Here is a 26,240-nt window from a genome sequence, read left to right on the forward strand (position 1 = left end):
AACACCTCATCGCCACCTGGACCGGCACCTGCCCCACCTGCCAACAACCCACCCCATGGCAGCCCTACGACACCACCTAACAAAGCACTACTAGGACTTGTCCGTCGATCATGTTCGGAGCCAGATGATGAGAGCTGCGGCGGTCGCTGTCCCGAGGCAGAATCCCGTCGACCACCCGCCGGTGATCCCGCCACCGGCCACAACGCCTACTACTGACCGGCCGGAACGGCCGCAGCCGCTCCCACTCGGCATCACCCAGAACACCCCGCCCCATGCCCACATCAACAACAGAACCGAGGAGCAGTCACATGACCGGCCGGACAAGTCCTAGGGATGGCTCGCCCTTTGTGGGGATCCATTTACGGATGGTCTCGATGGCGTCGAGGAGGTCCTGGAAGGTGCAGAGATCTCGGTGCTGTTGTCAAGGCCTGGCCTGTTGCCACGTCCCCGTACTCAAGCCCGGCTCCCCACTGCTCGAGACGATGAGCACGGCGACGTGCTCATCGTTGTTTTGTTCAGAGCCATCTTCCCCCTCGTCCGTCGGACTGTAGCGCCGTCCAACAAGTTCGTCTCCCGGGGCGGCCATTCCCCCAGCCCAGACGGCAGACTCCGGCGGTGACCTCGAACGCCCCGCGCCCCACTCGACACGGACGGGCTCCTGCCGACCCTGATCTCTCAATGGGGCAACCCCTTGAGCATCCAGGTAAAGCTGCTGAGCACCGACAGGTCCGCCATCCCCGCACCGGCGAAACCGGCACTGGCAGGTACCTGGTCCCGGCCCGGTCTCAGCCGGAACGATGAGGTGGCGAAGGCGGCGGGGGGCGGGCTGGCACACGTCCGCTGTCACCGCACCACCTGGGACTACCTCCAGAAGCAGGTCCACCACCGTCGGCCTACGCCACGTCTCACACAGGATGAAACAGTTGGTGAGTACGTTCTCCCAAGGCTCCACCTGCCGGGAGGTCACCGTTCCTTCTCCACCGGAGGCCTCACCTTGTAGAAGGGGCGGGCCGGAGTCACCTGCCGCACATGGACGAGTACGTCGAACCACTCGGCCAGAGAGCCGCCCGTCATGTGGTGATCGGTGTCGCGTCGCGGGTCGTGGCGTGGTCCGACAAGCCTGGATTTGGTGGTCCGGGCAAGCCAATCGGCAACCTGCAGCGGAGTGTCCGTGCGGAGGTCCAGTAGGTAGTCGCCCACGGCCTCGTCGTCCAGCACTGACTCCACCAAGGGGGGTACGGGTCTGGGCACCTGGTAGGCCGGGACGCCGGTGTAGGTGGACAGTTCCCCCGCGCCGAAGGTGAGACCGATCGACAGGTATCGGGCCCCTAGGTGTTCTCGCAGGTAGCTCCCCGCGTTTCGGGACGGAGCGGCGGCCGGGTCCGGCGGAAAGCTGACGACCCTGGTGCGCGCGTTGGCGGTGTGGGAGCTGGAGGACCAGAACAGCACCTTGTGGCCGCTGTGTTGCTGCCACCACAGCACGTTCTCGGCGAACAACCGCTCGTAGGCGCTCATGTTGTGAGGGTCCAGTGGATCGTCATCGTGGTCGTGAAGCTCGTAGTACTGGACAATCAGCCGTGCGTTCTGGAGTGCCCACGCATGTCCGGCGTGGCCCGGCACTCCCGCCACCAGGTCGTGCGCCGCCTGTGCGCGGTCGCGGCGGGACCGCCTGTCGGACAGGGCTCGGAATCGGTTTGTGTGCGCGGACACCTCGCCTTCGGGCCGGAGGTCGGCGTAGCAGCGCTCCAGTTCGTCCATCAGCCCGGATTCGGCCGTGCGCACATAGCGAGCCACCGTGTCGTATGCCAGCGCCCCCGTCTCATGAGGGCTGACCCCGATCAAGCGGACCGGATCACCCGGGTGAGTCTCGTTGAAGGCGTGCATCCACCGGACGAGGGTGAGGATCTCCTCAGTGCGGGAGAACGGCTCGGCGGCCTCCAGCAGTGCCACGGGGTCCCCGGTGCCGGTGCGGACATGGGCGTCGAGCCGGGCGACGAGCGTCCAGTCCTGGTCGAGTGCGACAGTGCGGAAGCCTGCCTCCCCGACCAGCAGCCTGGCAATGCGTGTCTGGAGATCGAAAAGCTGCTGTGCGCCACGCGTCCCGGCCCCGTAGCCCACCACAACCGTCCGCTCACGCAGCATGCCGAGCAGTGGTCGCAGGTCGTCCAGTGACTCCGATGCGTCCACGGTGGTCAGTGAGTGTGCCGTCTCCCTGATCCAGTTCTGAACCGCCGCACGTTGTTTTGATGAGGTCGTCATGGCTTCACCTTCGAACATCAACCTCGGTTAAGGTCAAGCCCACCCGAGCGGGTCGGTGGGCTGAAGGAGGCCCGTCGGGTGAGTACCACGCGACAGATCAGCCCCGCTGTACGCGCCATCGGTCGCGTACGGGAAGTCCCGCACCCGTTCGAACCCCCGCGCCCGGGCAAGCCCGGCTTCCTCTCGGGAAACCGATCCCCCCCTCTCTGATGATGGGTCGACACACCGGCCCGGTACTCCCGAGGGTGGCAACCACGTTGACACCCTCTAAGGGGCCCGTGCGAGTGCCTGCATGAACCTCGAGGAGCAGCTCATCAAGGAGCGCAAGGCCGCACGCGCTGCCCGGCCGGTCGGTGATACATCGAAGCCGAGGACCGAGTGCGGGTCGATGAACGAGGAGCAGTACAAGCTCGTCGATGCGCACCGGATGCCGAACGGCAAGCAGCGAGCCGTTCTGGACAACCTACGGGGCGGTATGCACGCCCCAGCTCGTACCGCGGGCGTCTAACTCAGCAAGCGCACCCCGCTGCCGCGATGACCGCTGGAGGGCAGCAGAGTTCGAATGCGCTGCTACTGACGGCCGTTCGGGCGGGCGTGACGAGGCACGAGGAATGGATCGCAGAGGTGCTGCACACCCGATCCAGCAGCCGGCCGGGCTCAGTCGATCTTCTTGATCACCCGGGCGGGCACTCCCGCGACCGCGGTGCCGGCAGGCACATCACGAGTGACCACCGCACCGGCAGCGACCACCGCACCGGCACCGATGGTCACCCCCTGCGTGATCACGGCGGCCGTCCCGATCCAGACATCGTCCTCGATGACGATCGGGGCGTAGGAGAGGTATTCGCGGCGCTCGGCCAGTGGCAGTGGATGGCCTCCGGTGATGAGGCTCACCTTCGGGGCGATCATGACCCCGTTTCCAATGCGGATGCCTCCCTTGTCCATGAAGGTGCATCCCTGGTTGACGAAGACGTTCTCCCCGAACGTCGTGTTCAACCCGCACTCGGTGAAGAACGGCGGGTAGATCACCACCGACTCCGGCAGCGGGCCACCGAACACAACGGAGAGGAGTTCCGCGCGACCTTCGCCGTCGCCGAACGGAAGCACGTTCAGTCGAGACGTCGCATCGGTCACCTCCACGATCCGCTCCGCATGACGCACGAACTCAGGCGTCTGGACATACATAACCTGCTCAGTACGAGTAGACATGCGCTGATCCCATCACCGCGCAGAACACCCGATCAAACAACCCTGCACCGCACCAGACACAACCCATGGTTGTGGAAATAGGATGGAAGCATGGATGTTGAAGCGCTGCGGACGTTCTTGGCCGTCGCCGATACGGGCCAGTTCCAGGCTGCGGCCGACGAGCTGGGGATCAGTCAGCAGGCGGTCTCCAAGCGGATCGCGGCCCTGGAGAGGCACATCGGTGCCAGGCTCCTTGTGCGGACCTCCCGGGGCTCCCGGCTGAGCGTGGACGGGCAGATCTTCCTACCGCACGCCAAGAGGATCGTGGTGGCCATCGAGCAGGCCGAGCAGGCTGTGCGCCCCGGCAGCCGGCCCTTGCGTGTCGATGTCCTCAATCGGCGCATCGCCCCTGCCCAGGCCGTCCACCGGTTCTACCGCTCCCGGCCCGCAACGGACCTGGACGTGGTCACGCTGAGCATGGAGAACGCCGCTCAGGCCGCCCAGGCGGTGCTCGAAGGGACCGTCGACGCGTCCTTCCGCGCCCTGCCCGCAGACCAGGTCCCGGCCGGGATCAGCGCCGAACGACTCCTGGACACACCCCTGCAACTCCTGGTCGGCCCCCGCCACCCACTGGCCGACGCACCCCGGGTCAGTCCTGCGGACCTGGCCGGTCACCGCATCTGGATCCCCGGGATCAAGCAGGGCACCGAGTGGGCGGCGTTCTACCAGGCACTGTCCGAGGCCTTCGGCCTGAGCATCGACGCGCTCGGCCCCAACTTCGGTGACGAGGCCCTGATGGACGCGCTGGCAGACTCCGCCTCGCTGGCCACCCTCGTCGGCACCGGAGACCGGTACCTGTGGCCCCAGACCCACGACCTACGGCGCATCCCGTTGCACGACCCGACCCCCGTCTACCCGCACGTGTTGCTGTTCCGCAGTGGAGACCAGCACCCCGTACTGGCCGCGCTACGCGACCATCTGCGCACCGCAGGCCCGCGAACCCCACACGATGTGTGGGCCCCGAACTAGGTAGACCGCTGACCAGACAACGAGAATTTACCCTCAAGGGCCCCTAGCACAATGGCAATTCGGATATCTGTTGGGTCTGTGAGGATGCATTACCGGCGGATCGTTGCAGAATCACCGTCAGAACACGGCCATTGAGACGCGCCCACCAGCGGCTTTACCTTCGGGTCCTCATCAACCCAAGAGGGTTCGCAACAGAAGGCGACCCCCGACCACGGCAGGGCCGCGTATTCTCCGGAAGGTGGCCTCAGCCGCGATCACTTAGAGCCGGGCGTCGCTAACTCCAGCCTCTTAGAGGTCCTAACAAAGGCGCCCGTCGACGAGGACGTGGTGCTGGCGGCGAGCGCGCCGGCGTAGCGTAGGGCGGCGGTGATGTCCGGCAGGTGGTGCTGGTGGGCCTCACGCAGTGCGATCGCCCGGCCGTCATCCGCCGGGGTCAGGCTCGCAGTTGGCCTGCAATCAGCCTTGGCGCTACGGACCGTCGGCCGGAGCCAGGAGGCACCGGGCACCGGGCACCGGCAAGGACGTCGTGGCTGTGTACCGCCGCCGGCTTCTCACCCTGTCCGCCCGAATCGCTGCCCGCCTACTGGAACACCCCCACGGGTCCCCCTGAAGCGAGGCCGCCCTCGCCGCGGTAGCGGACTGTCCGTCTGGGTGATCGCCCGCGGCCGGTGGACGCGGTCCACGGGATGGAGATGATTCCGGCGGACATATCCCGTCTCAGGACCGCTGGACCAGGCCACCGCGGCAGCGGAACTGACCCGTACGAGCATCCCTGCACGGATTCTTCCTCGTCCTGCGCCGGTCGTGACGGACAATGGGCCCGCATCGTCACGGGGAGGGTGCACGGGAGACGGGGAGGTCCGGTGCGGTTAGAAGTACGGGTCGAGTCGGCGGGAGAATTGCGATCGTTGCAGCAGTGGCTGCGGTCTGACCCCGAGGTACGCAGGTCGGGCAGGGTCGAGATCATCGGGGGTGATCCGCGGCCCGGCGAGATGGGTGCGGCGTTGGACGTGCTCCAGTTGGTGACGGGGAACGGGTGGAGCGCGGCGTCGTTCGTGCTGGCCCTGGCCACATGGCGGCAGACTCGACCGCGACGGCCGCGGTTGGAGATCCGCCGCGGGGACACGGTGTACTTCCTCACCGGTGGTACCGACGAGGAGGTCGAGCGGGTGATCCGGGCACTCGACGTCGACAGCGACGAGGACCCGAACCTGTGAGTGTGCTACCCGACCCGGGGGCGTCGCGGGCAGTCCTCGTGGGAACGAGCCGCTACCAGCATCTGGAGCAGTTGCCGGCCGTTTCGAACAACCTGCAGGCGCTCGCCGGACTGCTGACAGGCCCGCTGGCCCTGCAACTGCCGACGCAGCATGTGACCGTCATCGAGGATCCGGTCGCGGCCCTCACCGTGGTGAGCGAAGTGAGACGGGCTGCCGATGAAGCCACTGACACATTGGTCGTCTACTTCGCCGGGCATGGGCTCGTCGATCCGCAGGGCGCGCTCAGCCTTGCGCTTCCGCACACCGAGTTCGATCGTGTGGAGACCGGCCTGCCCTATGACTGGCTCCGCCAGGTGCTGCTGCTGAACTCCCGAGCCGAGCGCCATGTCGTGATCTTGGACTGCTGCTACGGCGGCCTGGCACTGGGACGGATGAGCGCGTCGCCCGGTCTCGCCGACCAGGCCACCGTGGAAGGCAGCTTCCTCCTCGCAGCGGCAGCGGAGACCCGCACCGCCCTGGCACCGGTTGGGGATACCTACACCGCCTTCACCGGCGCCTTACTCGACACGCTGCGCCATGGCATCCCTGGCGGTCCCGCACTCCTGGATCTGGGGACCATCTACCAGTATCTGCGGCGGACGCTGGAAGCGCGGGGGCATCCCGTTCCACAGGCCAGGGACCGTAACAGTGGTGCCCTGGTGGCGCTCGGACACAATCACGCGGCGCTTCCCGCCTCGTCGACGGTGACACCGCCCGGGGTGGAGACAGCCCGGCGTCCATGGCCTCCCCCGTCATCCGTGCGCACCGGCCCGGGTGCATCGAACGTGCCCCGGACACAAACGTCGAGGTACGGCCAGCTCATTGGGCCCGCGGGCGGCGGGGGCGGTTCCCACAGCGCCCGCGAACCACTCGGTGTTTCTGGCCCGCCCGCAGACACCATTCCCACTGGAGGGGAAACCAGCAGACCGGCGACCAGGTCCAGGTACAACGAACAGCAAGGCCCTGGCGCCGCACCTCCGGCTCGGAGAGCTCTGCACAGGCTCGGCAGGAGATGGCGCGGTCCCCGCGCCGTGCTGATCGGCACGACATGCGCCGCCCTTCTGGCCGGCGGAGGTTGGCTTATCTGGAAATCCACGAATCAGGCCGTCCAGAAGCCCAAGTACGCCTTGGAGGACTCGGCCACACTCCAACGCGCGGAAAAGAGGGGGTGGATCGTCGTCGGGGTGAAGCAGGACCAGCCAGGGCTGAGCGTCACCGACCCCCAGGGAAAGAAGGCCCGCGGTTTCGAAGTCGACCTGGTCAAGTTTATCCTCGAAGACGTCAAGTTCTCAGGAGAAGTAATATTCAAAGGACTGGTGAGCGAAAATCGTGAAACCGAACTTGTGCACGAAAATGTCGACTTGATCGTCGCATCCTATAGCGCCACCAAAAAACGAGAGAATGAAGTGGATTTCTCCGTTCCGTACTACAACACCAAACAGACCTTACTCATGCGCAAGGGTCGCAACGAAGGAGAGGTTCAGATCTACGAAGAATCGACCAGAAAAGTGGAACCCAAGAGGGTCAGAACTCTCAGAGATCTCCCAGATGGAACGGATTCATGCACGGTTGAGTCCAGCACCTCAATGGACTTCATGCAAAGCCCCGCAGCTAAAAATAAGTTTGATATCCATTCACAGGGAAGAAAATCAAGCTACCAAGACTGCATTGAAGGACTGCTCGCCGAGGGCGAAAGGGGCAGCTTCGAGGTGGTCAGTACAGACGATGTGATCCTGGCAGGACTGGCCTATGAACACCGTGACAAGCTGGTCAGACTACCGTTCGCACTCAAGCGAGAACAATACAGAGTAGGGATGAGGAAGGGTGACCCCGCCCTGCAGTACCTCACCTGTCAGGCCATCCAGAAGATGATCAAAAGCAAAAAGTGGGAAACATCTTACAACAGACATCTCAAACAAATCATGGACGGCGAACCGGCGAATCCGCCCGAGGAACCCACATGCAGCTGACGACCCAGCACACACGGGAGTCACCACGGGGCCAACTCGCCAACGAGCACACGCTTCGGGGGTGCCTGCGTCACCTGGTCGCTGCTGATCGGCGGCGCGATCCTCAACCATCGCGATACCTTTCGCGCGACTTCAGAGCCGTCGGTAAGCAGGTCGCGCACCTCCACGCAGACGTTGAACCGGCTTCAAACAACCGTCACCTCCAAGCCAGTGGCCGAACGAGCGCGTCCACCTACTTCAACAACTAGCTTCATTTCAACTATGGTTGACGTTTACCCGGCCTACGATGGGCGCTCGTTGTGTAATGGGCGGAGGATGCATGCGCAGGTCGGCAGGTGTCTGGCGCGACGGCGCGGCAGTGATCGTCGGGGTCCATACGTACGATCACTTGACGAACGTTGAGTCGATCCGTAACAACCTTCTTGGCTTACGCACATTGCTCACCTCTCCGAACTTCGGCATTCACGAGGACAGATGCTTCGTCGTCGAGAATCCGACCGGTGCGCGAAGTGTGCACGACGCGATTGAGGGCGCGGTCAATTCAGGGGCTCGAAGCCTTGTCTTCTACTACGCGGGGCATGGTGCCGTCCATGGTACAAGCGGTCGGCTTCTGTTGTCGCTCGCCGATTCCCGCTCGCACGCGTATTTCACGTACTTGAAGTTCGACGATCTCCGTGAGCAGATCGCCGATTCAGGTTTCGATAGGCGCCTCGTACTATTGGACTCCTGCTACAGCGGGGCAGCGCTGGACACTCTTTCGCCGGATACTTCTGGATCTCTGGCCATCAAGGGCACCTACGTTATGGCGTCTTCGGATGCGACCGTGGAATCCGCCGCCCCGCCTGATGCGCATTACACCACCTTTACGGGCGTCCTCCTCCACTTTCTCCGTACCGGGCTGCCTGGCGGGCCGAAGGTCATAGACGCCGAGTCCCTGTATGTGGCCGTTAGGGGCGCGCTGGAGGAGCGTGGCCATCCAAAGCCCGTCCGTCAAGCTCGGGGTGAGGGCGCGCGATTACCCCTGCTCCCCAACCCTGCGTATGTCGAAGCCTCAGCCCTCAGCGACCGTGCCAGCCAGTCGATCCCTACGGGCTCAGCCACACCACCTGAAGACTACTTCCGCCAGCACATGGTGCTGCCCTCCAATCGGGGGGCACCGCTCAGAAGAGTTGCGATCGCACTGGCAGCCCTCTTCGATATGGTGGCCGCTATTGGCTTCCTGGGCCCTGTACATGGGCTGGCCCCAGCAATCATTTTGGCCGGGGTGCTATTGCTCCCATTCTCATGGGACGCTCTTCGTGTCGACGGTGGAAGTCATCCCTCAAGAAGAAACTTTGGCTGGCGACCAGCTTCCCGGCTCGCTGTTGTGACGCTAGTCCACGCCGGGTGCCTCACCCTGTGGGGCCTGGCTGAGGCTCATAGCCCTACCTATGAAACGGCCGGAGCCGCGACAGGAACTCTGTTCGTCCTGATCCTCTGCAACACTCTGATGCGCATCCACCGAAGAGGGAAACCTCTCTCCCTGCGTGCAAGTTCGAGGTCTTCACGCGTTTGGCGCGCCATTTTCGTTTCGTGGGGGTCGGCATCGCTTGCCTGTCTTCTCTTCAGCGCATTCTCTGCAAGCGGTGAATCGAAGGAGGCAGTAGCGGCCAGCGACACTCTCATGTACTTGGCAATCGTGGCGGGCCTCGGGCTGGCGTCGGCCTACGCGCTGCGGTCTTTCATACTTCGCCGTCTACTGAAGGGACAATGAGATGGGGCAGGAGATCGTTCTGGAGTCGCCCGCGACGGATGCGCGAGCTGCCGATTCGCTTCGCCGGTGGCTCATCCGGGATGGAGCCGCACTGCGCGCTACACATCGGGCGGGCGGTCCCGTACGGGAGGGAATCCTCGCCGACGCCGTGGCGGTCATAGCCATCGTCGTCTCCGGTGTACTCGCGCTGCCAGCGGCCATCGATTCCGTTCGCCGCTGGTTCGCGACCCAGCCACCTGCGACCGGGCCGGTCACCCTGCGAAGGGGGGCAGTTTCGATCGAGATCTCGGGTAGCGAGGACGTGGAGACTCTCGTTCGATACGCCCGACTGTTGGAGAACGCGGAGCCAGACACCGGCAGTGGTTCGACTGGTGACGGTTCATCTCAACCGTCGTCCGCACCGGGGTCCGCAGCTCAGGAATGAGGGGTGGGCCCCGTCGACGGGGCCCACCCCTCATTCCTGCCTGGCTTCAATCACCGGCGAAGGCCCGGCCGCGGACCGCCCTGAAGGACGCACGAGCCCGATTTCGTCATAGTGATACAGCGTGCGGACGCTCACGCCGATAACGCGGAGGCCATAGCCGCACGGCCAGCCCCTGGTCAAGAACAGTCTGTCGCCTGAGCAGATTCGAGGCCTGTTCGCGTCGTTCCGGGCGTCCCAGCCCCACGCTTCCGTGGGGCCCGGTTGTCAGTGGGGGCTGATACAACTCCTCCGTACCGACCCAACCAGCAGAGGAGACACCGTGGGCGCGTGGGGAACCGGCAACTTCGAGAACGACACGGCCGCCGACCACTTGTCGATCCTCACGGACCGGCTCATCACCGAGGTGGCGGACGCGATGGCCGGTGACCCGGTCGAGATCGAGCCCGACGAGTACTGGGGCGTTGCGGTACCGGCCAACCTGGAGCTGTTGAGTCTTCTGGCGCGGCAGGGGTACGTGGGGGCGTCGCTGCCCGAGGCCGAGGTGATCGAGGGGTGGAAGAAGACGTACATGGCGGTGTGGGAGGGCTCCATAGACGGCCTGGCACCGGCACCGGGTCACAAGGACGGGCGACGCACCGTCCTGATCCGTACCTTCGACGAACTGGCCACGCTCAGGAGGGAGGAGGACTCGGACTGAGGACTGTCCCCCGAATGAACGCCCACACTGTGTGCAGGACGAGCGACCTCCGCGCTCCAGCAGCAGGTATCGGCGACCCGGAAGGAATGCGGCTAGCTGGGGAGTCGGTGTGCCCATGTCCAGTTCCGCCCACTGCACCCGCATGATGGCGACGTACCTCGTTGGCGGGGTTACCTGAAGCCTTGCCCCCGTGCTAGGTCGCGGGCGACCGCCCCAATCTGGACGCGGCCCCGCGCGTAGACGAGGCGGCGCCATGCCTCGGCCACCTCGGGGCGCATCCGGGGGATGCGGTCGGCGCCGCGGCTGACGGCTCGTAGGAACAGCTCGTCCAGCACGGCGAACCGCGCGGCCCATGTCGTGGCCGCTCGGAGTCGGTCGATCAACTCGACGCCCAGGGCTCCGAGAAGCTCGTCGCGTGGGACCAGTCGGTGGGCGAGCGCAGCGGCGGGTATGGCGTAGACGGCGCGGCCCCGAGTGGTGTCAGCGACACCGTGGGCCGGGGGCAGCGGGCGTCAGATTTGCATCGTCCGCGTTCACGCCCTCACCGCGTCACACCTCAATCAGCCCGGGGAGGGCCATCCACCGAACCAGCTCTACGAATGCGACAGTCCCTGGCAATCCCCCAGGTGGCACAGGGAGCGCGTCCACCCACAAGTGGACCCGCCCCGGAGGCATTTTCCAGGGGCATCCATCAGATTGCCCCCATCTGGCCCGGGTACGGAGTCGTTGCCGGTAGGCAGTGCCGGTAGCGAGGTCGTGGATGCGGGGGTTCGGGCTTGATCGAAATGAGCGGTGACGAGGGGCGCAGTACGCGTGGGACACGCGCCGATGAAACTGAGGGGTCAGGGGTCAGGTCGAATCGACGGCCGTCGGCCTCTGATCGAGCAATGTACGGGCCTTCCTTGAAGGGCCTGTTCCATCCTTCTCTGTGCCTGGATCTTCAGGAGGAGTCATGAAATCCGCCAACCCGTCGCGTCAAAGTGCCCGAGCCGTTGCCGCAGTGGTCTTCGTGGTGCTGATGGCTCTTGCGATCACCTCATGTGGGCCGGCGCGAGTGGCGGTCGGGGTCAAGTCCGCCGTGAGCGTGGCCCGCATCTACTCCAAGCAGGGCAGCACTCCGGTCATCCACCAGTCGGCCAAGTTCAAGGTGACACCGCTTGCGAGTCCGCGCACCGAGGCCGAGCTCGCCCGGTTGCTCGGTGGAAAGGTGAAGAGCCCGAAGGCTCGGATACCGGCCTCGTCAGCGGCTTCGGACGGTGAGCCGATCTCTGCACCCAACGATTCCGCGTGGAAACTCGTCATCAAACGAAAAGTGCAGGGCAGGACCGAAGCAGAGGTGTACCAGGTCAACGGTGGTAAGAAGTTGTTCCTGCACACGAGTGGTCGGACCTCTCAGGTTCTGGAGCCGGGCAGGAATCTGATCGTCATCGAGGCCCTCACCGACCGTACGGTCGTGGCTCTGATGGACAAGGACGGGGAACCGAAACGGAGTTCGGGAACGTTCTTCATCAGTCTGGTCATTAAGAACGGGACTGAGTACGACTTCGACCATGGAAAGAGATCGGGCAAGAGCAAGAAGGGAGACCTGCGGATCGGGTTCGGCATGAGCGCGGTCAACGGCGCCAGACTCGCAAAGATGGAGAAGCGTCCGTCGCTGGTCGACTGTCTCACCGTGGATCCGGGGGACTGGTCCAAGAGCATCCCGGCGTACACCGTGCCGTGGGGCCACTACTGCCTCCTGACCAGCGAGGGAAGGTTCGCCACGGTCAACCTCAAGCTCGGCGAACACAGCTATACGGTGTGGCAAACGGCTCCGGAGAAGTAGCCGGGCCTCCATTCCCGCTGTGGTCGCCCCCGAGTTCCGGAGGCGGATCAGCTTCGGGTCGCGGACCGAAGGCGCCGCGCCCTACGGCCAGGGCAGCGGGCATGTCGGGTGGGCTCTTCGGTCCGCGATCGATGGCGGGCTCCGTCGGTACGTGTTCACGAGCGTGGGAGGGGCATCGCAGTGGGCAACGAGGCGAAGGCGGCAGTGGCGCGCAGGATCGCGCGCTACCTGGGGAGGAATGACGACACCGGACTGGGGCCCGACGCGGACGCGGACATCGCTCGGATGATCCAGGCGGCGCGGGCGCAAGGCGACACGCAGGGGGTGACCGGGGAGCCGGAGGCGATGTGGCTCGCTCTGTGGCTGGTCCTGTGCCGCTGTACTGCGCCCGGCCGTCCCGACTTGCGCGCCCCTCGTCTGATGACCGCCGCCGAAGGGGTGTTGCGGGTGTTGAACGGTATGCGCCCGTCGCTCGTCGTACCAGGCACCCACGAGGCGGTCGCCGGGCGGGGCCCGCTGCCCGAGGACCATCGGCTCTGGGCCGCCGTGGCGGGCGCACTGCTGCAGGATGGCCTGCCGGGTGATCTACGGGAGGCCGCTGCGGCGGTCGACCGCTACCGGATCGGGGCAGTGGGCCAGGGCGGTGTGACAACGCCGGTCGCGCTCTCACTGGGCGAACTGCTGGCGACCAAGCTGGCGGAGGCGGAGTTCGAATCGGCCGACCCTGCACGGGCGGGCCTCGCAGTGTCGGCCAGCGAAAGCTCGATGGGCAACGGCCACACCGCCGGCGACTCCAGGGTCGGTTGGGAAGCCGCGGCGGCTGTTCTGGAGGCGGGCATAGCACCGCTCGTTCCCGGTTCCGCGCCCCGTCTTGCGGCCCTCGACACCCTCGGCAGAGCACTGGGCGTCCTGAGCGGGCTGGATCCCCAGGACCAGTTCGTCTACCGACCAGTGGACGATCGTGCCGCTGCCTGTCTGAGCCGCGCCCTGGAAGTCCTGTGGGAAGCGATCGCTTTCCTCCCCGAGCACGAGCGCGCCGTACTGGCACGCGTACAGATCGCGGACCTGCTGCTGCACCGCCATGTGAACGGCTCGCCGCACGGCGACCATGAGTCCCTCGGAAAGGCGATCACTCAGCAGGGACGCGCGGCGCGGCTGGCTGAGCAGCTCAACATGGCCGGCGTGGGAGGGCTGTACGTCGGGCTCGCCAACCTGCTCGGTCACCGGGCCCTGCTGCTGGGTAGGTCAGAGGACCACGCGGGGGCGCTGGAGGCAGCCCGGCGCGCCGAGGTGCTGACTGGGAAGGGGGCCCCTGAGCGTTCCCGCGTTCTGTACTGTCTGGGGCAGGTTGAGCTGGGGTGTTTCGATCACTTCGGCGACGCGCCCATGCTGGACAGCGCGGTCATGCATCTGAGAAACGCGTGCACCGCTGTCGGGCACCCTTTCGGCGACGATGCAAGCACGCTCCAGGTCCTCGCCGAGGCCTTGCTCGTACGCCACGAGGCGGGGTCCCGCTCACCCGACGCGACGGTCGGGGTCAGGTTGTTCGGGGCGACCACGGACATTGATGAGGCCCGGGCCTGTGCCGAGGTCGTGATGGCCTCGTACCCTTCCTCCCCGGACGACTTCGGCCGACTCTGTGTCCTGTCGAGCATCTATCTCGCCGCCTATCAGGAGACCAGCGATCCCGTGCTGCTCGACGCGGCGGTACTCGCCGCCGAGTTGACGGCGTCCGTGCCCCCGGACCACCCTTCGGCTGCCGAGTGCCATGGCCGCCGGGCCTGTGCGCTGGCCGAACGGCACCGCCTGCGCCCTGTGGTCGACGGCGGCGGTGACCTCGCCGAGGCCATCCGGGAGGCGCGGATCGCCGTCGTCGTCGCCCCGGAACCCGCCCAGTCGTTGTATCTCCACAACCTTGCGACCCTTCTCGCACTGAGGCTCCAGACCGTGCAGTCGAAACAGGATGTCCGCGACCTCCTCGCGCTCCACGAGGACGTCGTGGCAGCGACACCGATCGACTCCCGACACCTGCCTGGCCGTCTGCACGGCCAGCAGGCAGCCCTGCGCACGGCAGCGAAGATCCTCAACGACCCCGGACTTCTCTCCGAGGCCGTTGCCATCGCCGCCAGAGCCTGCGAACTCAGCGACCGGGATAACCCGTTCCGACCTATGTTGCGCACCGGACACGCCCTGGCCCTGTGCGAGCGGGCGCAGGCAGTCCTGGGTATGACCACCCCACCTGAAGGTCACCCACCCACTGGTACGGACACGATCGTCGACGACAGCAGAATCCTCCGGTCGACCACAGCGGACCCACCGCAGGTCCTGAAGGATGCCGAGCCCACGGCCCGGGCCCGGGCCGATCTGGCCGAAGCCATCCGGATCGCCTCGCTGGTCCGAGAAGACACACCAACCGGCAGCCCGGCGGAGGACTGGGCACTCACCGTTCTCATCCGCGCCCTGGTGGCCCAGGCCCGGGCCGACAAGGGCGGATCAGCCCTGAGCGCGCCCGAAGCCGACGCACCCGAAACGACCCTGAGCCGGGTGGTGGAACTGATCGACCAGGCTCTGACCCCCTCGGACGACCTGACTCGCTCACCGCGACGGTCCGAACTCCTCCTGTTGCGGGCACAGGCTCTCCTGATGGCGGCCGAACAGCACCCCGGTGGACGGCCGGATGCAACCGACCAGAACCGCCCCAGCACCAGCGAACCCACCTCCACAACGCGTGCACTGGCCGACCTCGACGAGGTCGCCCAAGCTGACCACGCCCGGCTACCCGACCGCTTGGTGGCGGCCGAGCGGTCCGCCCGTCTCGTCATGGACCTCGGTGACGCCGCAGGAGCCCACCGCCGCTACCGGCTCGCCCTCGACCTGCTACGCCGGTGGATCGCAGTCGGACTGTCCGCGAACGACGCCCGCACACTGCTCGGTGACTGGCGGATGCTCGGCGCCGACGCCGCTGCCGCGGCCATGGCCGACGGCAACCCGACGAGCGCCCTCGCCCAGTTGGAGGACAACCGCGCCATCCTGTGGCGGCGGGTTCTGGAACTGCGCACCGACCTCGACCGAGTGCACGACCTCGATCCCGCACTCGCCACCCGATTGCGGATGAGCGCAGCAGTTCTACGGACCGCCTCGCTCGAAGCCTTCCCCTCGACCGGACCAGCCCCCGAGGAACAACGCGGCCACCGCGCCCTACGGCTGCCCAGCCCCAACACACAACGGCTTCACGACGCAGAACTCGCCTGGTCGGCTGCCGTCGACGATGCTCGGCAGCTGATCCCGGGATTCCTCGAACGTCCAGACCCCATGGCACTGTGCGCAGGGCTGCCCGGCCCGGTCGTCGTGGTCAACATCAGCCGACACCGCTGTGACGCGCTGCTGGTCGATCCCCGGGGTGTACGCACCCTGCCCCTGCGCCTGCGCCTGGAAGACGTCCAGCGACACGCCGCCGCGTATCTGGCGGCGGCCCGGACCTTCGAGGAGCGCGCCTCAACCAGTGCCGCCCCGCTCGGTGTCGGGGTCACCGGGCCGTTCAACCGAGTTCTCGGCACCGTCACCGGCTGGCTCTGGGAAGCCGTCGCCTCGCCCGTCCTGGATGCGCTGCCCCTCGCCGGGAGCGAGGAAGGTGAACTCCGGCCGCGGCTGTGGTGGTGCCCGACCGGGCCGCTCGCACTACTGCCCCTGCACGCTGCCGGCCGACACACCGCCCCCGGTGAAAGCGTCATCGAACGGGTCGTCCCCTCCTACACGCCCACCGTCGCGGCGCTCGCCGCCTCAGCCGGCGCCGTGGTACATCCAAGCCAGTCTCGGATGCTGGCCGTACTGGCGGACCGAGTGGACGGCACAGCGGAACTTCCCGGCGCTGACACCCAGAACGCGCTCATCACGGAGCGCTTCCCGGACGCAACGGTGCTCCGCCGCGGCCGAGCGCGCTCCGAGCAGCTGTTGGAGCAGTTGGCCACCCACACACTGCTCCACGTGATGTGCCACGGTCTCCACGACCCGCACCGCCCCGAACGCAGCGGACTGCTCATGGAGGACGGCGTGGTTCCGATAGCGGCGCTGGCTGCCGAACGCACCGATGCCGCCTTCGCCTCCCTGACAGCCTGTCAGACCGCGACCCTCGATCCCCTGACGTCCGACGAGGTGATCAGCGTCGCCGGGGCGATGGTGTTCGCAGGCTGGCGCCAGACCGTGGCCACTCTCTGGCCGGTGGACGCCGCGGAGACCACCGCGGTCACAGCGCTGCTGTACGGCGCTGGGTCGGCACCCGGCGCCTCCCCCACCGCAGGTCCCGGTACACCGACGGCCCTGCCCACCGAAGCCAACCCGTTCGACCCCGACCAAGCAGCCCGCCGTTTGCATGCGGCCGTACTGTCCCGGCGGTCCCTCACCCGAGCACCCCAGGCCAGGCTCTGGGCCTGGGGTGCCTACCTCCACATCGGCGTCTGACCCAGGAGACCCCTTGAACCATCCCATCCCGCCCGGGGCCGGACTCGGCCAGTTCACGGAGTTCGCCGACCACTCGGCCCCAGCCGAGCCACCCCCGGCGGACACGCTCGGCGTCGACTTCCCCGCTGGCACCTCCTTCGACGAGGGGTGCACCATCCTGGAGGAGGCCGTACAGCAGGACGAACTCACCCACCCGTGGATCCGCCTCACCATGGCCGGCACCACCGGAGCCATTCTGACCAGCCGGGACTTCCTGCGCGACAACTACGGCATGAGCGTGCCCATGACGGGCGGGCAGGCACATCACCTGGCCACTCCGGGCGCTCCGAAAAAACCGACAAAGGTGTCCGCCGTCATATACCGGTGCCCCGTGGCCACTTGCGCGCACGAGCAGGTGACGGCGTACGGCGACCCCCCGCTGTGCCCGGTCCACCAAGGAGAGATGGCCGAGTCCGGGAGGGTTGAGTGAACCCGGCCGACCTCGCATCCTCCGCGCTGTCCATCTTCTCCGCACGCTTCCTCCTGGTCATCCTGCTCCCGGTCACCGCCGGCTCCCTCTACGTGCTGTGCCTGGTGTGGGCCGGAACCCCGGATGGAGGGTTCGTGGCGTCCGCCATCGGTGATACGGCAGGAAAGCTCGGCGCCGGCAGGATCGCCCTACTGCTCCTCGCACTGCTGGTGGTGGGGTTCCTGTTCCAGGCGGCACTGCCCGTCATCCACCGGTTCTGGCAGGTCCTGCCCGTACTGCCCGGCCGTTCCGCGCGCCGCCGCGCACACGTGCGCAGCAAACACCGGCTCGAAGCGACCAGAGACGCCGTCGGCCACGTACTCACCCTTCCGGCGCACGAGCGCGGCGCCGTCCTTCTGGCCGCCCGGCAGGCGGCCAGAAGGCTCGACAACGACTACCCGCCGCACGACGCGCACGTGTTGCCCACCGTGCTGGGCAACAGTCTGGGCGCACTGTGGGCGGGCGTCGGGCGCAGCCACGGGTGGAGCGCCGACGCGGCCTGGCCCCGGTTGTACGCCGTACTGCCCGATTCCACCCGCCTGTTGGTTGACGACGCCCGCAACGCGCTGGACCAGGCTCTCACCCTCACCACGGTGTGGGTCCTCGCTGCTTTCGCGGGTCTGCCCCTCCTGATTCCGGCGGGCTGGTGGGTCCTGCTGACCATGGTGCCGTTGGCGCTGGCGGTGCTTTCACACCGCTGCGCGCTCGCCGCCGTACCCGTCTATCGCACGGCCGTACAGAACGCATTCGACCTTCACCGTCTCGACCTCCTGCGCGCGCTCCACCTACCGCTGCCGAGCGACACCGCCGCCGAACGGCTGCTGGCCACCAGCCTCTGTGACACCTGGCACCGGGGCACCTTCCTGCCCACACCGTACGACCACCCGTGACCGGCGCTCTGGCGCACCCGGGCGGGTGCCGGCGGTGGCCGTGGGCCCGGGTGCGGACCTGACCATCGGGAACATCCTGATGGTTCGGATATAGGCGTGGAACAGCCGACTCGGCGACAGGACTGCCGTCACCCGCGCTTCTGAAGCCGGCTCGGCGACCACGCGAGCAAGAGCGCAGGTCGTGGCGTCCGAGCACGGCGCCGGGCTTGGGATCACCGCCAGCCCATCGACTTCCCGGCACCCCTCCGCGCTGCTCCGACGGATCAATCCCACCAGAACTTAGGCTACCCTCACTCAAACAAGACAGCCTGTCTGTGAAGAGGAGACGGCATGGCCCTGACCGAAACGACGTCCCCAGACCGGGAGAGCGGTGCCCCGCCCCCCGAGGAGGCCCCGCCATCTCGCCCCGTGTCCGATTCCGGCGACCGGGCGCGTACCGTCCTGAAGGATCTGCTCGCGCCGGTCCGCGTCCCGACCTTGATCGGGATGGGATTCCAGGTGATCGGCTCCGCCGCCGCCGTCGTTCCCTTCATCGCCATCGCCGAACTGGCCCGGGCCCTGCTGGCCGCCGGGCCCACCGACGAGGACGCGGTGCGCCGGGCCGTACTGATCGCCCTGCTCGGTCTGACCGTCCGCGGAGTCTTCGGCCTCGCGGCCCTGGTCGTCACCCACTTCGCCGACGTCCGGCTCCAGGCGTCACTGCGGCGCCGGATCGTGGACCGGCTGGGCCGGGTTCCGCTCGGCTGGTTCGACGCCAACTCCTCGGCAGCAGTGCGCAAGGCGGCCCAGAACGACGTGCACGACCTGCACCACCTCGTCGCCCACAGCGCGGTCGAATCCGTGGGGGCGATCACCGTCCCGGTCGCCGGATTCGGCTATCTCCTCTGGCTGGACTGGCGCCTCGCCCTGCTCGCGGTCGTCACCCTGCCCGTCTACCTCGGCGTGTACGCGTACATGATGCGGGACTTCGCCCCGCAGATGGCCGCGATGGACGCGGGCGTGGCGGCGGTCAACCGCAGCATCGTCGAGTTCGTCCAGGGCATCGCCGTGGTCAAGGCCTTCGGCCGTACCGGCCAGGCCCACGCGAGCTACAGGGAGGCCGCCACCCGCTTCGGCCGCAACTACAGCGACTGGGTGCGCCCGATGCTCAAACTGGAGGCCGTGGCCTCGATGGCGATCTCACCACCGGTCGTCCTGCTGGTCACCCTCGGCGGAGGCATCTGGTTCGTCTCCCGCGGTTGGGTGACGCCCGTCGACGCGGTGACCACCTCCCTGGTCGCCATGATCCTGCCCAGCGCGTTGCTCACCCTCGGATTCAGCGCCCAGGCCAAGCGGGAGGCGACCGCCGCCGCGCTGCGGATCGACGCCGTCCTCACCGTCCCCGTCCTGCCCGAGCCGGAGCAGCCCCGGCCCGCCCAGGGCCACGAGGTCGCCCTGGAGACCGTGTCGTTCAGCTACGACGGCACCCGACAGGTCCTGGACGGAGTGAGCCTGCGGCTCGCTCCCGGCACCCTGACCGCGCTCGTCGGTCCCTCCGGTGCCGGAAAATCCACCCTCGCGGCCCTGGTCACCCGCTTCCACGAAGTGACGGGTGGCCGTGTGACCGTGGGCGGGGTGGACGTCCGCGAACTGAGCACCAGCGAGCTCTACCGCACCATCGGCTTCGTCCTCCAGGACGTCCGGCTGGTACGCGGCACGATCCGCGACAACATCCGGCTCGGAAAACCCGGGGCCGACGACGCGGAGGTCCGGGCGGCGGCGGAGGCAGCCCGCGTACACGAGCGCATCCTCGCCCTCCCGGACGGCTACGACACGGTCGTCGGTGAGGGACTGGCCCTCTCGGGCGGGGAAGCACAGCGCGTCTCCATCGCCCGCGCGCTCCTCGCGGACACCCCCGTCCTCGTCCTCGACGAGGCCACCGCCTTCGCCGACCCGTCCTCGGAGGCCGAGATCCAAGACGCCATCGCCCCGCTGATCGCCGGACGGACCGTCCTGGTGATCGCGCACCGGCTCTCCACCATCACGACCGCCGACACCATCGCCGTACTGGACGGTGGACGCCTGGTGGAGCGCGGCACCCACGCCGAACTGCTGGCCGCCGACGGCCGCTACGCCCGGCTGTGGGCGACTCACGAAGGGACCGGCTCATGATCCGCGATCTGGCGGCCGTACTCGGCCCCGACCATCGACCCGCCCTTGTCCGCTACCTGGGGACCCTCGCCCTCACCGGCGTCTCCCAGGGCGCCGCGGTCGCCTTCATCGTTCCCGTGCTGGGCCGGCTCTTGGCGGGGGACACGGGCGGCGCCGCGGAGTGGCTCCCCTGGATGGGCGGGGCGGTGGTCATCTCGCTCCTCGCCCACTACGCCCAGGCCATGCTGGGCTTCCGGCTCGCCCTGGTGATCCTGACCACGCTCCATCACCGACTGGGCGACCACGCGGTGACCCTGCCGCTCGGCTGGTTCGACGGGACGACGGTAGGGCGGCTCAGCCGGATCGGCACGAAGTCCGTCTTCTCCATCGCGGGAAGCTGCGCCCATCTGCTCCAGCCCCTGGTCACCGGTGTCCTCGCCCCGGCGACCGTGGTCGTGGTGATGCTCTGGCACGACTGGCGGCTCGGCCTCGCCGTCCTGGTCTGCTCACCACTGATCCTGCTGACCGCACGGCTTTCCGTACGGCTGATGACACGTTCGGACGAGGAGAACGACCGGGCCGGAGTGGAAGCGGCCAACCGGGTGCTGGAGTTCGCCCGCGACCAGACCGTGCTGCGGGCCTTCGGGCGCACCACCGAGGGCTACCGGCCGCTGGAGGACGCCCTGGAGGCACAGCGGATCGCAGCACGCCGACAGGTCGTGCTCTCCATGCCCGGCATGCTGCTCAGCGGTTTCGCCGTACAGCTCTGCTTCTCCGCCCTGATCGGCGTGGGTGCTCTGCTCGCGCTGCGGGACAGTGTCGACCCGGTCGAACTCGTCGCCCTCCTCGCCCTGGTGGCGCGCTTCACCGGGCCGCTCGCGGAGGTGGGGGAACTCGCCGGCGTACTACGGATGTCCGGGAACGATCTGCGCCGGGTGCGCGAGGTCCTGGACGAACCGCCGCTGCCCGCACCCGAGCACTCCGCCCCGGTCTGCACCCCTGGTGAGATCGAGCTGACCGGGGTGCGCTTCGGGTACGGAGAGGGCCCGGACGTGCTCGACGGTGTCGGCTTCACCGTGCCGCCCCGCACCATGACCGCCCTGGTCGGTGCCTCCGGGTCCGGGAAGACCACCGTGACCCGGTTGATCGCCCGCTTCTCAGACGTCCGCGAGGGCACCGTACGGGTCGGTGGAACGGACGTGCGGGAACAGCGCACCGAGGACCTGATGGCCCAGTTGGCCCTGGTCTTCCAGGACGTGCACCTCTTCGACGACACCCTGATCGGCAACATCCGCGTCGGACGGCCGGACGCGACCGACGACGAGGTCCAGCACGCGGCCCGCCTCGCCGGGGTGGACGAGATCGTCGAGCGGCTCCCGGACGGCTGGTCGGCCCGGGTCGGCGAGGGCGGCAGGGCGCTTTCGGGCGGTGAACGCCAGCGGGTCTCGGTCGCCCGCGCCCTGCTGAAGAACGCCCCCGTGGTCCTGCTGGACGAGGCCACTGCCGCGCTCGACCCGGAGAACGAGGCGGCGGTACAGCGCGCCATGGAAGAACTGAGGGCGAACAGCACTCTCCTCGTCATCGCCCATAGGCTGGGCACCGTGATGACAGCGGACCAGATCGTGGTGCTCCACGAAGGACGGGTTGCCGAGCGCGGCACCCATGCGGAACTCCTCGCCCTCGACGGGCACTACGCACGGTTCTGGTACGAGCGGAGCCGGGCGGCCGGGTGGCGGATCACCGCAGCCCGCTCATGACGAACGCCGCCGATGCCGCCGGCGGGGAGGCTACGAACGAGCCGAGGGCGAGTTCCCCCACCCCCCGGCGATCCGGAACGGGCAATCGGGGCGCCGGCCGGGTGGGTTCACCCGGCCGGCGGCCCGGCCCCTCCCGCTCGCTGACCACCAGGGCCGTCGCCGAGGCCGCGCTCGCCGAGGGCCTGGCGGACTTCAGCATGCCCAGCGTCGCCGCCCGCCTCGGCGTCAGCCACTCCACGCTCTACCGCTACGTACACGACCGCGACGACCTGGTCCGCACCGCGATCGGCCTGGCCGTCGAGCGCTCCCGGTGGCCGGAGAGCGAGCTGCCCTGGCGCGAGCTGCTGCGGGAGTTCGCCGACCGCATCTGGGAGCTGTGCGACGCCCACCCGGGCTTCGCCCAGGCCGTGCTGACCACGCCGGGCACCCCCCCGGCCATCATCGAACGGCTGATCCGGTACGGCCGGAGCCTGGTCGCGGCCGGCCTGACCGACCGCGAGGCCGTCGTCTCGGTGGACTTCGTCGCCGAACTCGTCCTCACCACCTGGGTCGCGATGCGGCATCTCGACCAGCAGACGAGCGGGGGAAACGGCCGGACCGTACGGGAGGAGTACCGCGACAACTGGTCGAAGACGATGCCGTTCGCGGCCGAGTTCAATGCCGACGCCACCTGGCACGGCCGCGGCTGGTTCACCGACAAGCTCGACATCTATCTGGATGGCCTTGCCCTCCGCATCAGCGCACGCTCCACCACCACGGACCGCCCGGACAGCAGTACCGACTGAGACCCCACACCGCCGGGGATGCGTCGACACGGATCAGGATTCAGGGCGCATCGCCCGAGTAGTAGAAGCGGCACGCCACACCCGGGCCCTGCGCACGGGGTTCGCCGCGGCGCGGGTCGTACAGCGCACTACCGCCGGGCCACCGGGAGAGTTCCGTGGTCAGGGCCACACCATCGTCGATCTCCTCGCTCCGCCAGCCGTGGATGTCCAGCAGCAGGCCGTCCAGCGGACCGCCGACCAGTTCGGCGTAGGTCCGGTGCGGAAGCGGGCCGGGGTTGGGGTCGTCGTGCTCAGCGCCGTAGACACGGCCGTTCAGCAGCTGCTCGTCACCGTTCATGACGACCAGCGTTCCAGCCGCCACCGACAATGGGGGGTTTGCCCAGCAGCAGCCTGGCACTCAGGCCGTGGGGAGGTGGTCCGGGAAGGGGACGGCGTACTGCGGTTCGCGGTCCGCGGTGATACGGGCGTGGCGCAGGAGCTCACGGATGATGCCCGCGTTGCCCATGCCCCAGCCGGTGGCCGGCGCTAGCTCACTGGGTGTGTCGCGGTGTTCGACATTAGACCAGCGGTGGCCGTTGGCGTCGGTTGTCGCGCGGGCCGCGAGGTCGGCGACGAGGAGATCGGCGAAGTCACGGCCGTCACCGCGTTCGACCTGTCGGTCGCAGGCGAGGGCGAGGACGCCGGCGGTGCCGCAGCAGCGGCCGTTGTTGTCCCAGAAGCCGGGACGGATCCTTCGTGGGATGCCGGAGTTGACGACCGTGTGCCAGCAGCGGTCCACGAGGGCGGGCCAGGCGGGATCGTCGGGCACGACGCGGGCCAGGAGCCGGAATGCCTGGGCATCGCCGGACGGGCCGTGGCACCAGCCGTAGTTGTGGCGTTCGATCCGCTCGTGCTGTTGCTGTGGATCGGAGTGCCCGACGAGGAAGCCGTCCGGGCCTGCTTCATTGCGGGAGACGACGTCGGCGGCTCCGGCCGCTGCGAGGTCGACGAGGTCGGGACGGTCGGTGGCCCGGCCGACGGCAGCAAGCGCGTAGACGATGCCGAGGGTGCCGTGGGACATGTGGTGCATACGGGGGACCAGGCCGGTCTGGATCTGCCACTGAACGCCGGCCGTGGTGGGCTCGGGAGCATGGATGTAGCGGTCGACGGCCAGTTGGGCGAGGTCGAGATCGCCGCACTCCAGCGCGGCGAGCGCTATGCCGGCGTTGCCGAAGATCACTTCGAACCAGTCGTTCCATGCTGCGCCGTCATAGCGGGAACGCACGATGTCCAGAGCACGGTCGGCGGACGCCCCCACCGCGGTGTCACCGAGCACACGGTGCACACCCCGCAGAGCGACGGCCATACCGGCCACCCCTGTGTAGAGACCACTGTCCTCCCAGTCTTCGAGCGCGCAAGCGACGCTGCGGGCACCGCGCAGAGCCATGTCCGCGTACCGGTCGTCGGCGAAGTGCCGCCATGCATCGAGGAGAGCCGGAAGCACTCCCGAAGTTCCGCTGTACAGCGTTGGTGTGACCTGGTCATCGGAGAGAGTGTTCGGCCAGGCCACACCGTCGTCGATGTCCCGCACAGCCTTCATCAGCCACTCAAGGGCTCCGAAGGCGAGCGACTCCGCGTCATCAGGTGCACCCGTGGTCATCGGGCCAGCGTTCCACAGTGTTGTGCCGCCCCACCACCCACATCAAGAAGGTTGGAGTCGGCCCGGGTGGCGGCCAGTTGCGGACCGCTGGCGAGTACGACAGGGCGAACACCGGGCGGTAGGACCCGGCTGCATCCATCGGCGGACACCCCCTGTCAGCTGCGCTCAAGGCATGCAGGGCAGCTGAGGCGGAGCCCGTGGGGCTTCAGGAGCGGTGTCGGGGGCTTGCCTCCTTGCTGCGTCGGGCGGGCGCCGCGATGGACAAGCGGGCCGGCCGCGCCCCGCACAGCGGGGAAGCTCGCGGCTACCCGCAGAACTCCGCCTCGATCACCGCCCCGGTGTCCCCCGCCCAGTCCCCGTTGAAGTTGAGCGCCAGCGAGTGACTCGCGTCCCGGGTGACGAACGCCTCGGACTGGGAGCCGTGGATGCCTCCGCCGTGGCCCCAGACCTCCTTGCCGCAGCTGAGCCGGGTGGACTGGATACCGAGGCCGTAGCGGTGCTGCGGCAGTTGGGGGTCGACCGGCAGGGTGGTGGTCAGGGCCTTCTGCTGCTCGGACGGGAGCAGTCCGCCCTTCAGCAGGGCACGGAAGAACTTCTGGAGGTCCTTGGAGTCGGAGATCATGCCGCCTGCCGCCCCGGCCAGCGAGGGGTTCAGCTCGGTCACATCGCGGATCTTGGCGGCCGGGTCCTGGGAGAGCGGGGAGTACGCGCGGCTCGCGGGGTTCGGCATCTTGGGGTCGGTCCTGGGGACGGAGGTGGCGCGGAGTTGGAGCGGTCGCAGGATCCGGCGTTCGATCTCGGCTTCGTAGCCTCGGCCGGTCACCTTCTCGATGACCATTCCGGCGAGGGTGTAGTTGGTGTTGGAGTACCACCAGTCGGTTCCGGGGGCGAAGTAGGGCTCGTGCCGCATCGAGAGGGCGACCAGTTCCTCGGGGGTCCAGGTGTCGTAGCGGTGTTGGAGGAAGCCCTCGCCGAAGATCTTCGCCTGGTAGCCGGGGTCGGAGGTGTAGCTGTAGATGCCGCTGGTGTGGTTGAGGAGTTGGCGGATGGTGATGCGTCGGCCGTCGTGGCCGTTGCCCCGGACGGTGTCGGGGAGCCATCGCTCCACGGTGTCGTCGAGGTCGAGCCGGCCTTCGGCCTCCAGTTGGAGCAGAACGGTGGCGACAAAGGTCTTGGTGATGGAGCCGATCCGGTAGCGGTCCTGCGCCTTTCGCTTCTTCCCCGTGGCCAGTTCACCGAGGCCCGCGGTGCCGCTCCAGCTTCCGGCGCGGTCCCGGGCCTGGGCGACGGCGCCGGGGATGCCGTCCCGTACCGCCTGTTCGAGCGCACGTTGGGTGGCGCCGTGCCGGTCGCCGCCCCCTCCTGCCGCGGTGGGGTGCGCGACGACGGGTGACACCAGTGCGGCGGTGGCGAGTGCCGCCACCACCGCGACCAGTGCGGTGCGGACCGTACCTGCTGACATCTTCGGCTCCCTCGGTCGACTGCGTCGCCAAGAAGGACTCCAAGACCGGGGTACCGCGTTGCTCGACACGCAGAGTTGATCCGCTACCAGCCACTCCACATCGGGCTCGGCATCCGCTTGTCGAATGAGCGGCGGCGGCGCGACGGGGGCGGCGTCGGGTGGGTCATCCAGTTACTGCGGACACCGCCGGCAGAATCGGTAGGCATCGCG

19 protein-coding genes and 2 pseudogenes are annotated in these 26,240 nt (G+C 67.8%); 14 read left to right on the top strand and 7 right to left on the bottom strand.

All coding sequences use genetic code 11. The annotated features are described in order from the left end of the window. Positions 1 to 963 precede the first annotated feature (963 nt). Positions 964 to 2,259 (bottom strand): erythromycin esterase family protein, encoded by a 1,296-nt coding sequence (locus ABZ348_RS26460; RefSeq protein ID WP_358937099.1) that lies wholly within the window; start codon positions 2,257 to 2,259, stop codon positions 964 to 966. 292 nt (positions 2,260 to 2,551) lie between these two features. On the opposite strand from ABZ348_RS26460, the gene ABZ348_RS26465 reads away from it, so the two are divergent. Beyond that, positions 2,552 to 2,767: a hypothetical protein gene (locus tag ABZ348_RS26465; protein WP_358937101.1), complete on the top strand. Its 216-nt coding sequence runs from the start codon at positions 2,552 to 2,554 to the stop codon at positions 2,765 to 2,767. Positions 2,768 to 2,916: 149 nt separating this feature from the next. Here ABZ348_RS26465 and ABZ348_RS26470 read toward each other — a convergent pair whose 3' ends face one another. Then, positions 2,917 to 3,444 (bottom strand): DapH/DapD/GlmU-related protein, encoded by a 528-nt coding sequence (locus ABZ348_RS26470; RefSeq protein WP_358937273.1) that lies wholly within the window; start codon positions 3,442 to 3,444, stop codon positions 2,917 to 2,919. 114 nt (positions 3,445 to 3,558) lie between these two features. On the opposite strand from ABZ348_RS26470, the gene ABZ348_RS26475 reads away from it, so the two are divergent. From ABZ348_RS26475 to ABZ348_RS26495, 5 genes are all read left to right on the top strand, one after another. Beyond that, positions 3,559 to 4,476: a LysR family transcriptional regulator gene (locus tag ABZ348_RS26475; protein ID WP_358937103.1), complete on the top strand. Its 918-nt coding sequence runs from the start codon at positions 3,559 to 3,561 to the stop codon at positions 4,474 to 4,476. An 863-nt stretch (positions 4,477 to 5,339) separates the two neighbouring features. Then, positions 5,340 to 5,693, top strand: a complete 354-nt coding sequence (locus ABZ348_RS26480) for a hypothetical protein (RefSeq protein ID WP_358937105.1) — start codon at positions 5,340 to 5,342, stop codon at positions 5,691 to 5,693. A 38-nt stretch (positions 5,694 to 5,731) separates the two neighbouring features. Beyond that, positions 5,732 to 7,702: a transporter substrate-binding domain-containing protein gene (locus tag ABZ348_RS26485; RefSeq protein WP_358937107.1), complete on the top strand. Its 1,971-nt coding sequence runs from the start codon at positions 5,732 to 5,734 to the stop codon at positions 7,700 to 7,702. A gap of 319 nt (positions 7,703 to 8,021) precedes the next feature. Further along, positions 8,022 to 9,455, top strand: coding sequence for a caspase family protein (locus tag ABZ348_RS26490; RefSeq protein ID WP_358937109.1), 1,434 nt, complete (start codon positions 8,022 to 8,024; stop codon positions 9,453 to 9,455). A 1-nt stretch (position 9,456) separates the two neighbouring features. Then, positions 9,457 to 9,879 carry a hypothetical protein gene (locus ABZ348_RS26495; RefSeq protein WP_358937111.1) on the top strand — a complete coding sequence of 141 codons (423 nt, stop codon included), beginning with the start codon at positions 9,457 to 9,459 and terminating at the stop codon, positions 9,877 to 9,879. Between the two features lie 63 nt (positions 9,880 to 9,942). On the opposite strand, the pseudogene ABZ348_RS26500 reads toward ABZ348_RS26495, so the two are convergent. Next, positions 9,943 to 10,059, bottom strand: a pseudogene (locus tag ABZ348_RS26500) (MerR family DNA-binding transcriptional regulator); the annotation flags it as partial. A gap of 139 nt (positions 10,060 to 10,198) precedes the next feature. Between ABZ348_RS26500 and ABZ348_RS26505 the strand changes: the two are divergent. After that, positions 10,199 to 10,576 (top strand): DUF4259 domain-containing protein, encoded by a 378-nt coding sequence (locus ABZ348_RS26505; protein ID WP_358937113.1) that lies wholly within the window; start codon positions 10,199 to 10,201, stop codon positions 10,574 to 10,576. Between the two features lie 194 nt (positions 10,577 to 10,770). Here the strand turns inward: ABZ348_RS26505 and ABZ348_RS26510 are convergent. Beyond that, a pseudogene (locus ABZ348_RS26510) lies at positions 10,771 to 11,066 on the bottom strand (AraC family transcriptional regulator); the annotation flags it as partial. A 462-nt stretch (positions 11,067 to 11,528) separates the two neighbouring features. Here ABZ348_RS26510 and ABZ348_RS26515 point away from each other — a divergent pair. The 7 genes from ABZ348_RS26515 (at position 11,529) to ABZ348_RS26545 (ending at position 22,929) form a co-directional block, all read left to right on the top strand. Then, positions 11,529 to 12,401: a hypothetical protein gene (locus ABZ348_RS26515; protein ID WP_358937115.1), complete on the top strand. Its 873-nt coding sequence runs from the start codon at positions 11,529 to 11,531 to the stop codon at positions 12,399 to 12,401. A gap of 180 nt (positions 12,402 to 12,581) precedes the next feature. Continuing rightward, positions 12,582 to 16,859, top strand: coding sequence for a CHAT domain-containing protein (locus ABZ348_RS26520; RefSeq protein ID WP_358937117.1), 4,278 nt, complete (start codon positions 12,582 to 12,584; stop codon positions 16,857 to 16,859). Between the two features lie 13 nt (positions 16,860 to 16,872). Further along, positions 16,873 to 17,328 carry a hypothetical protein gene (locus ABZ348_RS26525; RefSeq protein WP_358937119.1) on the top strand — a complete coding sequence of 152 codons (456 nt, stop codon included), beginning with the start codon at positions 16,873 to 16,875 and terminating at the stop codon, positions 17,326 to 17,328. After that, a complete protein-coding gene (locus ABZ348_RS26530; protein ID WP_358937121.1) occupies positions 17,325 to 18,257 on the top strand; it encodes a hypothetical protein in 933 nt (310 codons plus the stop codon). Before ABZ348_RS26525 ends, ABZ348_RS26530 begins: the two co-directional genes overlap by 4 nt. A gap of 330 nt (positions 18,258 to 18,587) precedes the next feature. After that, entirely contained in the window at positions 18,588 to 20,408 is a 1,821-nt protein-coding gene (locus tag ABZ348_RS26535; RefSeq protein ID WP_358937123.1) for an ABC transporter ATP-binding protein, read from the top strand. Further along, positions 20,405 to 22,144 (top strand): ABC transporter ATP-binding protein, encoded by a 1,740-nt coding sequence (locus ABZ348_RS26540; protein ID WP_358937125.1) that lies wholly within the window; start codon positions 20,405 to 20,407, stop codon positions 22,142 to 22,144. The genes ABZ348_RS26535 and ABZ348_RS26540 overlap by 4 nt, the downstream gene beginning before the upstream one ends. A 101-nt stretch (positions 22,145 to 22,245) precedes the next feature. Continuing rightward, positions 22,246 to 22,929 carry a TetR/AcrR family transcriptional regulator gene (locus tag ABZ348_RS26545; RefSeq protein WP_358937127.1) on the top strand — a complete coding sequence of 228 codons (684 nt, stop codon included), beginning with the start codon at positions 22,246 to 22,248 and terminating at the stop codon, positions 22,927 to 22,929. A 40-nt stretch (positions 22,930 to 22,969) separates the two neighbouring features. Here ABZ348_RS26545 and ABZ348_RS26550 read toward each other — a convergent pair whose 3' ends face one another. From ABZ348_RS26550 to ABZ348_RS26560, 3 genes are all read right to left on the bottom strand, one after another. After that, complete coding sequence (locus ABZ348_RS26550; RefSeq protein ID WP_358937129.1) at positions 22,970 to 23,266, bottom strand: hypothetical protein; 297 nt, start codon at positions 23,264 to 23,266, stop codon at positions 22,970 to 22,972. A gap of 60 nt (positions 23,267 to 23,326) precedes the next feature. Next, entirely contained in the window at positions 23,327 to 24,568 is a 1,242-nt protein-coding gene (locus ABZ348_RS26555; protein WP_358937130.1) for a lanthionine synthetase LanC family protein, read from the bottom strand. Between the two features lie 304 nt (positions 24,569 to 24,872). Further along, on the bottom strand, positions 24,873 to 26,030 hold the full coding sequence (locus ABZ348_RS26560; RefSeq protein WP_358937132.1) for a serine hydrolase domain-containing protein: 1,158 nt from the start codon (positions 26,028 to 26,030) through the stop codon (positions 24,873 to 24,875). Between the last annotated feature and the right edge of the window lie 210 nt (positions 26,031 to 26,240).

The sequence above is a fragment of the Streptomyces sp. NPDC005963 genome, assembly GCF_040638655.1.
In the GTDB taxonomy this organism is placed as follows: Bacteria; Actinomycetota; Actinomycetes; order Streptomycetales; family Streptomycetaceae; genus Streptomyces.